The following is a 14658-nucleotide window of genomic DNA, read 5'->3' as shown; positions in this document are numbered from 1 at the left end:
GTGAAAGTCTAGGCCCGCCGGGCCAAACCGGTGGGAAATCCGCCCATTGGACACGTCGACACCTGAACAAAATTCATACAACCAAACGGTCAACTAAACTGTATACAGAACCGTCCACGACGCTCCCGGAGGGTGACGTGAATACGCGCTGTTGTACCGCTGCACTGCTAATGGCGTTGAGCGCATCAGCCTTCGCTGCAGACACTGTCGGGCTACCGGCGACCAATCCCGCCGGAATCTGGTTGATCACCTTCGGCCTCGCGTTCCTGATCGCCGAGGCGGCCCTGCCCAATTACGGCGTGATTGGCCTGGGCGGAATCGTGATGTTCGTGATCGGCGCGCTGATCCTGACCAATGCCGAACTCCCCGCTCCGTTGATGATCGTCTTGGGCCTGATCAGTGCGTTGCTGCTGGTGTTTCTGCTGATCCGCGCCCTCAAGACCCGCCCGCGCCATACCATCAGCGGCGATGCCGTGCTGGTCGGCAGCATCACCCCCGTCACGTCATTGCTGGCCGACGATGCCTGCCACGGCTGGGTGCATTTGCAGGGCGAATACTGGCAAGTGTCGAGCGCCAAACCCCTGCAGATCGGGCAGAAAGTTCGCGTGGTGTCGCGCAAGGGATTAATGCTGAAAGTGGCCGCGACTGACGCGGTGCCAGCGGGAGAATAGTCATGGGCCTGCAAGTGGGTTTTGTCGCGCTGCTGTTACTGCTGATCGCGCTGGCCGGTTCGACCTTCCGCATCCTGCGTGAATACGAACGCGGGGTGGTGTTCCAGCTCGGACGCTTTTGGCAGGTCAAGGGCCCGGGCCTGATTCTGTTGATTCCGGTGGTTCAGCAAATGGTTCGCGTCGACTTGCGCACCGTGGTGCTCGACGTCCCGGCGCAAGACGTGATTACCCGCGATAACGTCTCGGTCAAGGTCAACGCCGTGCTGTACTTCCGCGTACTCGATCCACAGAAGGCGATTATCCAGGTCGAGGACTTCCTGATGGCCACCAGTCAGCTGGCGCAAACCACCTTACGCGCGGTGCTGGGCAAGCACGAACTTGATGAGCTGCTGGCTGAGCGCGAACGGCTGAACATCGATATCCAGCAAGTGCTCGACGCCCAGACCGATGCGTGGGGCATCAAGGTGGCCAATGTCGAGATCAAGCACGTGGACCTCAACGAATCGATGATTCGCGCCATCGCCAAACAGGCCGAAGCGGAGCGCGAGCGCCGGGCCAAGGTGATCCACGCCGAAGGCGAATTGCAGGCCTCGGAAAAACTCATGCAGGCCGCCGAGATGCTGGGCCGCCAGCCCGGGGCCATGCAGTTGCGTTACATGCAGACGCTCAGCTCGATCGCCGGCGACAAGAGTTCGACCATCGTCTTCCCACTGCCGATCGAGCTGCTCAAGGGCATGGCGGACTTGTCGTCGAAACCTTGAGCGCCGTCACTCAGCCCCCATGACGAACAAGCGTGCCCGAGTGTTACCCGCAGCGGTTTCGGCGACTTTCTGCCAACCGCCGGGCAGCGGGGCGAATTCGTCGGGTTGATCCGCCGTGCTGATCAACCACACGCGCCCCGTTGCCCTGGGCAATTGACTGAGATGGTCGAGATAGATCCTTGGCGCATCACCATTGACCAGTGTGCCGAAGCCATAATCATTCGGGCGGCTGGATGTGCCGTTGACCAAGGGCGGGGTGTACAGCAGCGGATCCGTGCCGGTGCGGTTGTAATAGACGTAACTCATGTACCAGAGCATGTCACTGATGACGATTCGGTCGCCCGCCACGTAGTGCTGATTGACGAAATCGACCATCACATTGATCTGGTCATTCACATCCACGGTGGCATTGTTTTTCAGCCCGACCAGCTCGGTGCCGACAAACAGCACCAACAACCCCAGCGCCAATACCCGAAAGCCGCTCAGCAAGCGGTCGATGGCCAGTGCCATGATCAGCGGCAGGCCCATCGCATAGGCATTCAGATAGCGCTCGATAAACACGGGTGAAATAAACGAAACCCCGTAAACCAGCAACAACGGTAGCAGGGTGTAGAGTGCCAGCAATGCACTCCAGCGAAAGGGGCTGCGATCACGCAGCACCGTCAGCACGATCACGGCTAGCAATAGGATGGGCAGCGCAACGAACAAGAACCGGGGCAACTTATCCCCATCGTCCTGGATCAGAAAGTCCCACACCATCGACGGCAGGGAACTGAGGGTGACCGGCAATTCCCAACCCACATCGCCATTGGCCTTGAGCTCACCCATGTGCCGGGTCAGATCGACCAGGCCAGGGATCCAGGGAGCAAACAGCACCACAATGGCCACGTTGCTCAGCCACCAGGCCGGGCGAGTGATGTGCTTCAAGGGTTGCTCCGGCTGCAGACGCAACACCAGCAGGTACGCCCAATGGACAAGCACACAGAGCGCAGTGAAATAGTGGGTGTAGAACGCGGTGGCCATCAGTAGCGCGTAGATCACCAGCGCATGCGTATTGCGAGGCTGCTTGACCCAATACACCAGTGCGATGGTAGCGCCGAGCAACCACAACCCCAGCCACGAATACATCCGCACTTCCTGGCTGTAGCGCACCGCCGTAGGCAACAGCGCCAGCATCAACCCGGCCAGTAATGCCGCCCGCGGATTGGCGATCAGCCGGACCAGCCACATCCCCAACATGACCGACGCGACACCCGGCAGCGCACTCATACTGCGTATCGAAAAAAGGCCATCGCCAAACAGCCCGATCCAGCCATGCAGCATCATGAAATACATCGGTGGATGGACGTCACGGGCGGCATGAGCCCAGATACCATCCAGGGTGTACCGACTCATCAACAGGCTGGAACCTTCATCGCCCCAAATCGCGGCATCGGTCAGGCCGTATAAACGAGTCAGGACGGCCAGCACCAGGACCAGCAACCCGCCACCCCACCACAGCAGTCGCTGCCTTGAGTCGAGCACTGCCAAGTTCGCGGTCGATGGCCGGGGTTTGGCCAACCGCTCTTTTCTCTGCGCCTCCACTACCACTCTGTTCACCTGCACTGCCTAATCGTTCCGCTCACTTTAGGCTAATGTCAGCCGCCACGGCCAGCGGATACACCGGCGCCACCTCCCCTCCCTTCCACGTACCGCTGTTGCGCTGTCCGCAGGGCGATCTGATTCTGACGAACGGCTTCGATCAGGCTGTCGATACCGGGTTTGCTCCAGCCAAGCAGGGAGTCAGCCGCAAAGACCTAACAGTTCTGATAGTTCTCAATTGTGAGCCGGGCGAGTAGAACTGATGGCCTGCATTCTCTTCGGCCCCGCGGAGTTCGCTGGATGACCAGAGCCAACGCTGTGAAACAACGCGTGATACTGCTAGCGACCAACAGCAGCCAATCGATCATTGGCGAAAGCGTCGAGGGCAAGGTCAACACCATCGGTTACTCCGCCTATGGCGAGCAGTCAGCGCAGCAGGAAGTCGCATCGGCGCTGGGTTTCAATGGCCAATTGCGCGAAGCCAGACTCGGCTGGTATTTGCTGGGCAACGGCTACCGCGCCTACAACACGCGATTGATGCGCTTTCATAGCCCGGACAGCTGGAGTCCGTTTGGTGGGGGTGGGTTGAATGCGTATATGTATTGCGTGGGGGATCCGGTGAATCGGGTGGATCCGACGGGGCATTGGGGAGTAATTTCTTTAATTTCCGCCACTAGAGAGCTTGGGATAATCGGTTACCTGACTTCTTCATTAGGATCGGGATTGAATATTGGTTCTTTAGTGATAAATCGCGGACGAGCTACCCTCGCAAATGGTTTAGGCACGCTATCCGGTGTAACGGGTATTGCAGCAGGACTTTCAAGCATGTATGACATTGCTCCTCAGGCATCTCAACTGCTTGCCACTACAAGTTTGGTCTCGGGTGCGGCCTCGACTTATCTTGGCTATCGGTCCATGCGCGCTAACTTCAGGCACCTCGGGTGGTACGAAGCTCCATTCAGCAGACCGCCAGGCAGCCCTCCTGCTTACTTCGATCTTTACCCGCTGCCTGGTGCTCCAAGTGTTAAGCCGCCAACGCCCCCAGTCTATCCCCTAAATCGTTCAACTCTACTTGATGTGCCAGCAGGGGAAATGCCGCCAGTTTATTCAAGGCAAGATCCGAATTTGTTCAAAAGGCCGTCGCCTGAAGCTGACAATCACAGGATGCTTTCATCGTTTCCCCAATCGATAGGAGTTAATGGGGCGCCACCACCCAGGCGTCAGGTTCAACTACGCAGAGAAGCCTTGAATCGGATGGATGGGCTCCCTCATGCGCAGGCAATACGACAAAGGAGATGAAGACCAAAATAGTGGCTAATACACTTACCGCTGCATCCCCCACCGCTTCATCGTCACCTGCTCCAGCGAATCAAACACCAGGTTCTCCATCAGCAGTCCAATCAGAATCACCACCGCCAAGCCGGCAAACACCATGTCGGTGTACAGCTCATTGCGATTCTGAAAGATGTACCAGTCCAACCCGCCCTTGCCGCTGGTGGCACCAAACACCGGTTCAGCGGCGATCAGCGTGCGCCAGGCAAACGCCCAGCTGATTTTCAGCCTGGCGAGGATCGACGGCAGTGCGGCCGGAATCAGGATGAACAACACGAAGCGTATGCCCTTGAGGCCATAGTTGCGCCCGGCCATGCGCAGGGTTTCCGACACACCGAGAAACCCGGCGTAGGTGTTCAGCGCCAGAGCACAGAGCACCGAATGCACCAAATTCGTCGGGTTGATCCGCCGTGCTGATCAACCATACACGACCGGTTCCCCTGGGCAATTGACTGAGGTGGTCGAGGTCGATCCTTGGCGCATCACCATTGACCAGCGTGCCAAAGCCATGCGCTGCCGAAACGTTCCCCTCACTTTAGGCTAATGTCAGCCGCCACGGCCAGCGGATACACCGACTCCCACCCCCCGCCCAGCGCTTTGTACAACCCGACCATTGCCAGCGACACACCGGTCGAACTTTCCACCCATTGCTCCTGAGTGGCCAGCAAGGCGCTTTGTACAGTGAGCACGTTGACGAAGTCCACGACCCCTTGCACGTACTGCTGTTGTGCCGTGCGCAGGGCGATCCGGTTCTGACGCACGGCTTCGGCCAGGCTGTCGCGGCGCAGTTGACTGGCGTTATAGGCGCTCAATTGATCGTCGATTTCATGCCAGGCGCGCAATACCGTTTGCTGATAGGCGATGGCGGCCTCCTGTTGCTGGGCTTCGCGCAGATCCAGCACCCCGCGCAAGCGTCCACCGTCGAACAGCGGCAGGCTCAATTGCGGGCCGATGCCGAACGCGCGCGAGCCCCATGAACCGAAATCGCTCAACTGCAGGGCTTGCGAGCCGACGTTGCCCGACAGGGTTATGCGCGGATAAAAATCGCCCTTGGCCACCCCAATGCTCGCGGTCGCGGCATGCAAACGCGCCTCGGCCTGGCGAATGTCCGGACGCCGTTCGGCCAGTTGCGACGGCAGGCCGATGGCGATCTGGGGTGGGGTCTGCGGCACCGGCGCATCGGTGGATAACTCGGCGGTGAGTGCCTGCGGCGGCTCGCCCATCAACAGGCTCAGCGCGTTGATCAGTTGCGTCTGACGTTGCGCCAGGGCGGGCAGGCGCGATTCGATGGCCGCGACTTGGGCGGCGGCTTCGGCAACATCCAGGTCCGTCGCGACACCGTCGGCCAGCCGTAGCTGCGACAGTTTCAGACTGTTGCGTGCGACTTCAAGGTTCTGCTCGGTGACTGCGCGGGTGTTTTGCACGCCACGCAGCTGAATGTAGTCCTGGGCGGTTTCAGCGAGTACCGACAACAACACCGCGCGACGGTCGTTTTCGGCGACTTCCAGGGTCGCGTCGGCGGCTTCGGTTTCGCGGCGCACTCGCCCCCACAAGTCCAACTCCCAAGCAGCGGAAAAACCCGCATTCCACAGGTTGAACGCCGAATGGCCGTTGTGCCCCGACGGATCGCTCAGGCCATTGCCACTGTTGCGCTCACGGGAATAGCTGGCCGTGGCGGCGGTGGTGGGATAGCGGTCGGCGGTGATCACCTGACGCACGGCACGACTTTGCTGCAAGCGGCTGCTGGCGAGTTTCAGATCGAGGTTGTCGGTCAGGGCACGCTGGGTCAGGGCCGAAAGCTGCGGATCGTTGAAGACTTCCCACCAGCGCTCGCCCAGGGTTTCGGTAATGGCTTGGCTGGGGGCGGCCTTCGATGGTTTTGACCATTCGGTGATGGGCGGGGCCTGGGGCCTTTGGAAGTCCGGGCCGACGGTGCAGGCACTCAACGAAGCAAGACTTAACCCAATGGCCAGCGACTGCATGCAAAACCTGTGGCGAGGTCGCTTGCGTACACCCGCCGATTCTGGGGACGCTTCGCGGCCCTGCGGGAGCACGCGCCCCCGCCACAAGGATGAATAGTTGCTGACGTTCATCGTTGCGCAACCCCGTGGTCACCGACGCCAGCCGTATCGATCCTCGCTTCCACCGACATCCCCACACGCAATCGTTCGGCCAGTGGCTGACCCGGTTCCAGCATGATTTTCACCGGAATCCGCTGCACGACCTTGGTGAAATTGCCGGTCGCGTTATCCGGTTTCACCGAGGCAAAGGTCACGCCGGTGGCCGGTGCGATGCTCTCGACACGCCCGTTCAGCGTCGCACCGTCGAAGGTATCGACACGTACCTGCACGTCCTGCCCCGGGTGCACATGGGTCAATTGGGTTTCCTGAAAGTTCGCCATCACGTAGGCCTGCGCCAGCGGCACCACCGCGAGCAGTTTGCTGCCTGGCGTGACATAGGCACCGACCCGCACCGCACGCTCACCGACCATGCCGTCCTGCGGCGCGACGATGCGTGTGTAGGACAGCTCATAACTGGCGATTTCCAGCTTCGCCTGCGCCCGTTTCAGGCCACCCTCGGCGGCGTCGCGCTGCGCCGTGAGGATGTCCACTTGCTTGCGTTCCGCCGCCAGCACTGCCGTGACGTTGGCCAAGCGTGCACTGGCCTGATCGATGCGGGTGCGCGCTTGTTGAGCGTTCTGCACCGTGCCGGCGCCGACGCCGGCGAGGTGGTCGTAGCGGTTCAGTTCATGTTCGGCGAAAGCCATTTCCGCCTTGGCCGACACGACTGTCGCTTGTGCCTGAGCAATCATCGAAGCCTGGCGTTCAAGGGTCGCCCGGGCATTCTGCAATTGCGCCTGGGCCACGAGGGTTTCGGCGGACGCCGCTTCGGCGGCGGCCCGCAGATCGCGGTCATCGATCAGCGCCAGCAACTGGCCGGCCTTGACTTGCTGGTTGTCTTCGACCAGCACCTCCTTGATGAACCCGGCCACCCGCGGCACCACCAGGGTGTAGTCCGCCGAGACAAACGCATCATTGGTGCTTTGTTGTGTGCGCTGGCCGAATGCCCCCGGCGCCAGCAGATACACCAGCACGCCCACCGCGATCACAACGGCAACGCCCATGGCCACTTTTTGCTTTGATTGAGTCGTCATAAAAACCTTCTGTTTCAGTGAGGCGTTCAAGTCGCCGCCCGCGGCGGAAAGACCCGAGTCGGTAACCAGAAAATCAGCAGGATCAGCGCCACGGCGATACCGGCCATGCACAGGTACAGATCCGCGGCGGTCAACACCACGGCCTGCTCGTGCAACCGGTGCGCAAGGCCTGCGCTGTCAGCGTCGACCAGGGGTGAATTGCCCAGGCGATCCACCAGCATCGTCGAGTGAAAGTGCAGACGCGTGGTGGTCAGGGTTTCCAACACGCCGGTGGCGATCACCGCCGACAGCCCTTTCACGGTGTTGAACCAGGACGACGCGAACGGTCCGTCCATCGGATTGATACTGCCGGTCGCCAGCATCAGCAGCGGCAGCACCGCCATCGGCTGACCGAAGATTTGCAACCATTGCAGCGCATAGAAATCGTCGCGAATCCACGCCGACGTCAGCTGTGAGCCCCCGAGGCAGGACAGCATCAGCATGCTCAGGCCGATCCCCAACACCCAGCGACAATCGACCCAGCGCAGGTTGCACAGTGCCGCCACCAACGGCAGCGCGATCAACTGCGGCAGTGCCGCAACCAAGGTGACCGGCGCCGTCTGCACCGGGCGATAACCCTGGACTTGAGCCAGGTAGCTGGAAGGAATAATGATCACCGCCAGCAGCACGACCAGCACCCCGGCCAGGGTCATCAGGGCGAATGAGAGGTTGCGGATGCCGAGCATCTGCATCTTGAAAAACGGAATCGGCTGCGACCATTCGTTGATCAGAAACGCCACCAACAGCAGCACCCCACCCATGAGCAGTCCGCTGATCAGGTTCGACTCGAACCAGTCCAGGCGATTGCCCTGCAGGATACCGACCACCAGCATGCAGATCGCCGGAAACCCCAGCAGCAAACCACGCCAGTTGAACTGTTTGAAACGCTCCAGCCGCAGCGGGTCCTGGGGAATGCCATAGGCCACGGCGGCCATGGCAATCAGGCAGGGCACGACGACCTGCCAGAAGGTCCATTGCCAGCCGACATACTCGGTCCAGAGCCCGGCCAGTGGTGTGCCCAGTCCCGGGCCGAAGGTCGCCGTCAGTGCATAACCGGCCAGGCCATACAGCTTGACGTTGGGAGGCAAAAATCGCAGCGCGACGGTCATCAACATCGGCGGCAATGCACCACCGGCCAGGCCTTGCAAGGTGCGCAGGATCATCAGGCTTTCGTAGTTCGGCGCCAGTGGGCAGAGCACGCCCAGCAGAGTAAACGCGCCAATGGCGCAGAGGGTGAAGCGGCGCAGCGAGTACGTGACCGCGCACCACGGCGCGAAGGCCGCCGCGGCCACCGAGGTCGCGGCATAACTGGCGACCAGCCAGGTGCCCTCGTCGTAGCCTATGGCCAAGGCACCGCGAATATCCGCCAGGGCCACCTTGGTCACCATCTCGTTCAGGCCCGACACCAGCACCGCCAGCAACACGCCCACCAGGCCGATGATGATTCGCAGGCCGAAAACTGGCGGCGTGGCAATTGCGGGTTGGGTCGCAGCGAGAGGTGCCGTGGCCGTGAGGGATGTCATTACTGCGAGCTCCGGAATAAACCTGCAGAGCATTCTATGAAGCGCATGACCTGACGAAAATTGACTTATTGGCAGCTTATAAATGCGTTTTATGCAGCAATGCGTCTGGGCGGAGCGGGCTCGTCTCAGGCCTGGTTTGCGGCCTGCCACGTTTCTTCGCAACAGGTTTTCAGGGTTTCACGCAGCCAGCGGTGAGCCGGGTCCTTGTCGAATCGCGGATGCCAGGCCTGGGTCAGCATCAAGGTCGGTAGCGGGATCGGCAAGGTGAACGAGCGCAGCTTCAAGCCCAGGCGCTGCACGCTTAACAAGGCTTCCTTGGGCACGGGCAAAATGAGATCCGAGTCCGGCAGCGCAAACATCGCCGCATGAAAACTCGGCGCAATCACGGCCACCCGTCGTTCCAGCCCCAGGGCATTGAGCGCCGCGTCGATAGGCCCGCGGGCGATCCCCCGACGGGACATGCTGATGTGAGAGAACCCGGCGTACCGCTCGGGGGTGATTTCCGCGTCGAACAACGGATGATCCTCACGCACCAACCCGACAAAATGAGTGGAGAACAGGTTCTGCACCTTCACTTCCGGGGTCAGCGGCCGGGTATTGCTGACGTTCAGATCGATGCGTCCTTCACGCAGCGCTTCATCGTCGCCATCGCCCTCGGGGACGAAACGCAATTCGCAGTGGGGCGCCTGACGATCCAGCGTGTCGAATAACCGGCCACCGTAAACGCCCACGAAGAAGTCGTTGGCGCGAATGTTGAAACGCCGCCGCAAAGAGCCCAGTTCCACCCCATCGGCCGAGCGAAACAGCAACGCCGCCTGGTCCACCACGTCACGCACCTGCCCGCGCAATTCCAGCGCCTTGGGTGTCGGCACCAGACCACGACCGGCGCGCACCAGGATCGGGTCGCCCATGGCTTCACGCACGCGGGTCAATGTACGGCTCATGGCCGCGGGACTGAGGTTCATCCGCCGCGCCGCGCCGACCACACTGCCCTCGTCGAGCAGGGCGTCAAGGGCGACCAGCAGGTTCATGTCGGGTAGTTGCATGGCAAGCACTCATGTCTGGTCAGAACTGACTCAAACACAATGCTAGCAGTTCTCTACCAGACAGCGCCGTTCATCACGCCTCACAGTACGAACGATCTTCCAGCCACAGCCCCAATCCACGAGCCGAGAGTGGCCTGGAAATCAGATAACCCTGGGCGACCTCATAACCTTGTTCCTTCAGAATGCGCTGCTGGCCCAGGGTTTCGATACCTTCGGCCACCACGCTCAGCTTGAGACTCTCGCCAATGCGAATCACCGCTTCGCTCAGCGCCTGGCTGGTGGTGTCATTCTCCAGATCGTGCACGAAGCTACGGTCGAGCTTGAGCTCCTGGAGCGGTATGCGACGCAGGTAACTGAGGCTCGAATAACCTGTACCGAAATCATCCATGGCCAAGCGTATTCCCAGGGCATGGACCTCGTTGATCGTGGTCAAGGTGTCTGGATTGCTGTCCATCAAGACGTTTTCGGTTATTTCCAGCGTCAGGTCGTTAACCGTCAACCGCTGTTCGGAAAGGATTCGGGTCAGAATGTCGGGCAATTGGCGATTGTGAAAATTGGTCGGCGACAGATTGACCGATATGGCTGGCACGCTCAGCCCTTCGCGCCGCCAGGCAGCCAATTGACCGCAAGCTTCACGCAGTGCCCACTGCCCGAACTCAACAATCAGCCCACACTCTTCGGCCAACGGTATAAAGCACCCGGGTGAGATGTCGCCCAGCTGCGGATGTTTCCAACGCGCCAGCGCTTCTACCCCATAAAGTGCGTTGTCTTGCAGATTGATCTGGGGCTGGTAGACCAGATGCAACAGTTGCTGATCAATGGCTTCGCGCAACGCCGTTTCAAGCCTCAATCGCCCGCGCGCCAACTGGTCCAGGCCTTGACTGAAGAAGCTGACACAACCCCGCCCACTTGTCTTTGCCTGATACATGGCCATGTCGGCGCGATGCAGCAGGGTTTCCATGGAGCGGCCATCGTCGGGAAAAAGGCTGACACCGATACTGGCCGACGGCTTGAGCGTCACGCCCGAAATCTGGCAGGGTGCGCTCAGTTCTTCTCTCAAGTACTCGATCACCACCTGCGCCTGGCTCAATGCGCACTGGGGCAACACGACGACAAACTCATCACCCGACAACCTGCTGACGATGTCGACTTTGCGACGATACTTGGTCAGGCGCCGGGCGATCACTCGAAGAAACTCGTCACCCGCAGGATGCCCCAATGAATCATTGACCTGCTTGAAGCGATCCAGATCGATAAAGAGGACCGTAAGCGGCGTGCCGTTGCGGGAGGCATCGGCAATGGCTTGATTGGCACGGACATGAAGCTGATTGCGATTTGGCAAACCGGTCAAGTCGTCATAAAACGCCAGCTGTTGGATGTGAGCGCGGGACTGCTCACGCTCAAGCGCCAGTGCACACAGGTAAATACTGGCATTGACCAATTGCTCATGCAGCAGTGACGGCTCGCGGGGCGAACGATAGTAGAACGCAAAAGTACCCAAAACCCTGCCTGAACTGGACTTTATAGGCGTCGACCAGCAAGCCCTGAGCCCGAGAGGCAATGCGAGGTCGCGAAAACCGACCCAGAACGGATGAGAGGCAATATCGCGGACCATCACCGCTTGGCCGCTGAACGCCGCCGCGCCGCAAGAACCTACCCCAGCCCCGATAGCCACTGCATCCAGCGCCGCACTGTAGCTTTCTGGCAGATCAGGAGACGCCAGGGTGCGCAGCAATCCGTCGTCATCCACGCTCAAGATCGAGGCAATCACCTCCGGCGCGATCCTCTGGACCTCTTTACAAACAAGGGCCATCAAGGACTCTATGGACTCCTCCCGCACCATGGCTTCGAGCATTTTATTGCGCAGAATCTCCGGCATCCGAGAGTGGGTCACGTCAATCATTACGCTGACGGTATTGATCAAATGACCCTGCGCATCACAGACCGGGTAAATCGTGACATTGCACCACACCCGGCGGCCTTCACGGGGGTAGGCGACCGCCTGCGAATGATAAATCTCCCCCGACATCACCTGCTCTTGCATGGCGACTTTGACATGCTGATCGAAGTCCGGCGCAATCACGCTGTCGAGTGGTTGTCCGTAGACCTCATCGGTGGCGTGCCCGAACATGCGGGAAAACCCACCGTTGGTATACACAATGCGCCATTGGGCATCGGTGATGATGATGGCATTTTCCGAAGTGTCGACGACGAGCGACAACAGTTGCAGGCGTTCGTGTTCCTTATGATGCCGGGTAATGTCCCTGATGATCGCGGCATAAAACTGTTGCCCTGCAGCGCTGACCCTGGAGATGGACATGGCCCCCCAGCGGTAGTCGCCGTCCTGGCGCTCGATCAGCACGTCACGGCTGGTGCCGACAATTTTGTTGATACCGCTGCGACGATTGGCTTCGATGTAACTATCGTGGCTAGCCTGGATCAGTTGTGGCACCAGGAAGTTGACGTTCTTGCCCATGACTTGATCGCGGGTATAGCCCCATAGGCTTTCAGCGGCATCGTTGAACACAATGACCCGATTCTGGCTGTCGATAACCACAACGCCATCGATACTTTGCTCTAGTGCCTGGGTAAAGACCTGCGAAAAATCCTGAACATCCGACATATGGCAGTGATCCGCTAACTACGATTTAACATTCCAGGCTAAATTCGCTGTACTAACAATGCTCGACGCGGCCTGCTTTTCCATTTCCCCGGGCATCAGGTCTTGAAGTGGCGGACCATCGCACTCAGCTCGGAGGCCAGACGGGACAATTCGCCACTGGCTGAACTCGTCTGATGCGCACCGTCGGCCGCCCGTGTAGACAACTCACGAATATTCAACAGATTGCGATCCACTTCATGGGCGACTTTGGCCTGCTCTTCAGTGGCGCTGGCAATGACCAGATTGCGTTCGGTGATCTGGTGGACAGCAACAAAAATCTCTTCCAGTGCCTTGCCCGCCGCTTCCGTCGCCTGCAACGTGCTACTGGCTCTCAACGTGCTGGCGCCCATGGCATCAACCGCCTGGTGCGTGCCGGCCTGGATTCCGGCAATCATCTGCTCGATTTCCCGTGTCGACTCCTGGGTGCGATAAGCCAGCGTTCGAACCTCGTCTGCCACCACGGCAAATCCACGCCCCGCTTCACCGGCCCGCGCAGCTTCAATGGCCGCGTTGAGCGCCAGCAGATTGGTCTGGTCGGAAATACTGCGAATGACCTCCAGCACCTTGCCGATGTCACGAGTCTGAGTGGCCAGATCCTGGACCAGCGCGGAACTGGTACTGATCTCCCGACTCATGGCGTCCACCTCTTCGACGGTCGCCTGCACTTGGCGCCGACTCTGGCCCGCCAACTCGTTGGTGGCGTTGGAAGCCTCTGACGTGGACACCGCGTTTCTCGCAACCTCTTCCACTGCGGCAGTCATTTCAGTCACGGCGGTGGCCGCTTGCTCAAGCTCATTGTGTTGTTGATGCAGGCCGTGATTACTTTCCACCGTCACCTGTCTCAACTGCTCGGCGGAGCTGGCCAATTGATGGGCGTATTGACTGATCTGCTCAATGGTCTGGCGCTGGCTGACCTGCATTTTCTGCAAGCCCGAGAACAACTGACCGATTTCGTTGCTCGATTGCACAGTGATCGAACGACGCAGATCCCCGGAGGCGATTTCATCGAAATGCTCCCCGGCTTCGCGCAGTGGACGCAACAAGCGGCTGGCGATAAACCACCAGCAACCGGCCACCAGCAAGGCGGCAATCATCAACAGAATCAACGCTTGAACCTGGGCCAGGTTGTAGCGTGAATGTGCCTGGACCATGATCGAAGCGATCTGAGTGTCGAGCTGTTGTTCGAAGCCTTGCAGAGCCTGGTCAAACCGGTCGTTGGCCGCTCTCGCCTTGAGATTGACTTCAACGTAGCGAGCCTCTGTCCCTTCATTCAGCGCCTGCGTCTGCTCCTCCAGCGTGCTGCGATAGGCTGCGAAAGCCTGCTGTAATTCATCGCTCTGAAGGGTCGAACCGCTGCTTTTTTCTTGCGCCGCAAACGCTTCGAAGAAATCAATGGCCTCCTTGAACAGGATCGTAGACCGTTGCAGGCTGGTTTGGGCTTTGACCGTGTCGCCCATGCGCGCTTCAAGGAAAGCGCCCGCCATCCCGACCCGTGCACGCAACAGGCGCAGATAAGCCAGGTGAACCCGGCTGTTCTGGGTCACCCCCACCTCATTCAAAGTCTGGATCTGTTCATCACTACTCGATGCACTGCGCCAGCTTGTCAACGACGAAATCAGCAGTGCACAGACGAAAAGCGCAAGCACCCAGAACATTCCTGTTCGGATCTTCAAATGAGTCAGCATCTTGGACAGTTCCCAGTTGCATCAGCAGTAACCGGCCAAAGCCGACGATTAGATTACTCCCATGCTATCGGCCGATTTTGACCTGAATCAAACAAACAATGACGTAATCCATCAATACCTTAGTCTTATAACATCATTCGCTTGAACGTAGTAACGCCGGAAAATGTCGCATAACGACGAGGGTGTTGACGCAAGAGGTTAAGA

10 protein-coding genes and 1 pseudogene are annotated in these 14658 nt (G+C 59.5%); 3 read left to right on the top strand and 8 right to left on the bottom strand.

The genetic code is table 11. The features are described from left to right. Nucleotides 1-137 precede the first annotated feature (137 nt). Both ACX3YD_RS16675 and ACX3YD_RS16670 read left to right on the top strand, forming a co-directional pair. Nucleotides 138-671 (top strand): NfeD family protein, encoded by a 534-nt coding sequence (locus tag ACX3YD_RS16675; RefSeq protein ID WP_178083167.1) that lies wholly within the window; start codon nucleotides 138-140, stop codon nucleotides 669-671. A gap of 2 nt (nucleotides 672-673) precedes the next feature. Next, a complete protein-coding gene (locus tag ACX3YD_RS16670; RefSeq protein WP_047536013.1) occupies nucleotides 674-1432 on the top strand; it encodes a slipin family protein in 759 nt (252 codons plus the stop codon). Nucleotides 1433-1438: 6 nt separating this feature from the next. Here the strand turns inward: ACX3YD_RS16670 and ACX3YD_RS16665 are convergent, their stop codons facing one another. Beyond that, nucleotides 1439-3016 (bottom strand): glycosyltransferase family 39 protein, encoded by a 1578-nt coding sequence (locus tag ACX3YD_RS16665; protein ID WP_458962054.1) that lies wholly within the window; start codon nucleotides 3014-3016, stop codon nucleotides 1439-1441. A gap of 297 nt (nucleotides 3017-3313) precedes the next feature. Here ACX3YD_RS16665 and ACX3YD_RS16660 point away from each other — a divergent pair, with 297 nt between their 5' ends. Beyond that, nucleotides 3314-4312, top strand: coding sequence for an RHS repeat-associated core domain-containing protein (locus ACX3YD_RS16660; RefSeq protein ID WP_458960533.1), 999 nt, complete (start codon nucleotides 3314-3316; stop codon nucleotides 4310-4312). Nucleotides 4313-4336: 24 nt separating this feature from the next. Here the strand turns inward: ACX3YD_RS16660 and ACX3YD_RS16655 are convergent. From ACX3YD_RS16655 to ACX3YD_RS16625, 7 genes and pseudogenes are all read right to left on the bottom strand, one after another. Next, a pseudogene (locus ACX3YD_RS16655) lies at nucleotides 4337-4735 on the bottom strand (ABC transporter permease); the annotation flags it as partial. Nucleotides 4736-4875: 140 nt separating this feature from the next. After that, nucleotides 4876-6327: an efflux transporter outer membrane subunit gene (locus tag ACX3YD_RS16650; RefSeq protein WP_458960532.1), complete on the bottom strand. Its 1452-nt coding sequence runs from the start codon at nucleotides 6325-6327 to the stop codon at nucleotides 4876-4878. A 107-nt stretch (nucleotides 6328-6434) separates the two neighbouring features. Continuing rightward, nucleotides 6435-7499, bottom strand: a complete 1065-nt coding sequence (locus ACX3YD_RS16645) for an HlyD family secretion protein (RefSeq protein WP_458960531.1) — start codon at nucleotides 7497-7499, stop codon at nucleotides 6435-6437. Nucleotides 7500-7525: 26 nt separating this feature from the next. Beyond that, entirely contained in the window at nucleotides 7526-9061 is a 1536-nt protein-coding gene (locus tag ACX3YD_RS16640; protein ID WP_458960530.1) for an MFS transporter, read from the bottom strand. 125 nt (nucleotides 9062-9186) lie between these two features. Then, nucleotides 9187-10107, bottom strand: a complete 921-nt coding sequence (locus tag ACX3YD_RS16635; RefSeq protein WP_047536000.1) for a LysR family transcriptional regulator — start codon at nucleotides 10105-10107, stop codon at nucleotides 9187-9189. A gap of 73 nt (nucleotides 10108-10180) precedes the next feature. After that, nucleotides 10181-12730 (bottom strand): EAL domain-containing protein, encoded by a 2550-nt coding sequence (locus ACX3YD_RS16630; protein ID WP_103406519.1) that lies wholly within the window; start codon nucleotides 12728-12730, stop codon nucleotides 10181-10183. A gap of 95 nt (nucleotides 12731-12825) precedes the next feature. Then, nucleotides 12826-14454 (bottom strand): methyl-accepting chemotaxis protein, encoded by a 1629-nt coding sequence (locus ACX3YD_RS16625; protein WP_103406518.1) that lies wholly within the window; start codon nucleotides 14452-14454, stop codon nucleotides 12826-12828. Between the last annotated feature and the right edge of the window lie 204 nt (nucleotides 14455-14658).

The sequence above is a fragment of the Pseudomonas fluorescens group sp. PF-1 genome, assembly GCF_054481335.1.
This window is presented reverse-complemented; position numbering and strand designations above follow the sequence as displayed.

What these genes read in the sequence shown, in the direction of transcription:
- ACX3YD_RS16670 (WP_047536013.1), top strand. Translation starts at nt 674, where the DNA reads ATGGGCCTGCAAGTGGGTTTTGTCGCGCTGCTGTTACTGCTGATCGCG.
- ACX3YD_RS16660 (WP_458960533.1), top strand. Translation starts at nt 3,314, where the DNA reads ATGACCAGAGCCAACGCTGTGAAACAACGCGTGATACTGCTAGCGACC.
- ACX3YD_RS16650 (WP_458960532.1), bottom strand. Translation starts at nt 6,327, where the DNA reads ATGCAGTCGCTGGCCATTGGGTTAAGTCTTGCTTCGTTGAGTGCCTGC.
- ACX3YD_RS16645 (WP_458960531.1), bottom strand. Translation starts at nt 7,499, where the DNA reads ATGACGACTCAATCAAAGCAAAAAGTGGCCATGGGCGTTGCCGTTGTG.
- ACX3YD_RS16640 (WP_458960530.1), bottom strand. Translation starts at nt 9,061, where the DNA reads ATGACATCCCTCACGGCCACGGCACCTCTCGCTGCGACCCAACCCGCA.
- ACX3YD_RS16635 (WP_047536000.1), bottom strand. Translation starts at nt 10,107, where the DNA reads ATGCAACTACCCGACATGAACCTGCTGGTCGCCCTTGACGCCCTGCTC.
- ACX3YD_RS16630 (WP_103406519.1), bottom strand. Translation starts at nt 12,730, where the DNA reads ATGTCGGATGTTCAGGATTTTTCGCAGGTCTTTACCCAGGCACTAGAG.
- ACX3YD_RS16625 (WP_103406518.1), bottom strand. Translation starts at nt 14,454, where the DNA reads ATGCTGACTCATTTGAAGATCCGAACAGGAATGTTCTGGGTGCTTGCG.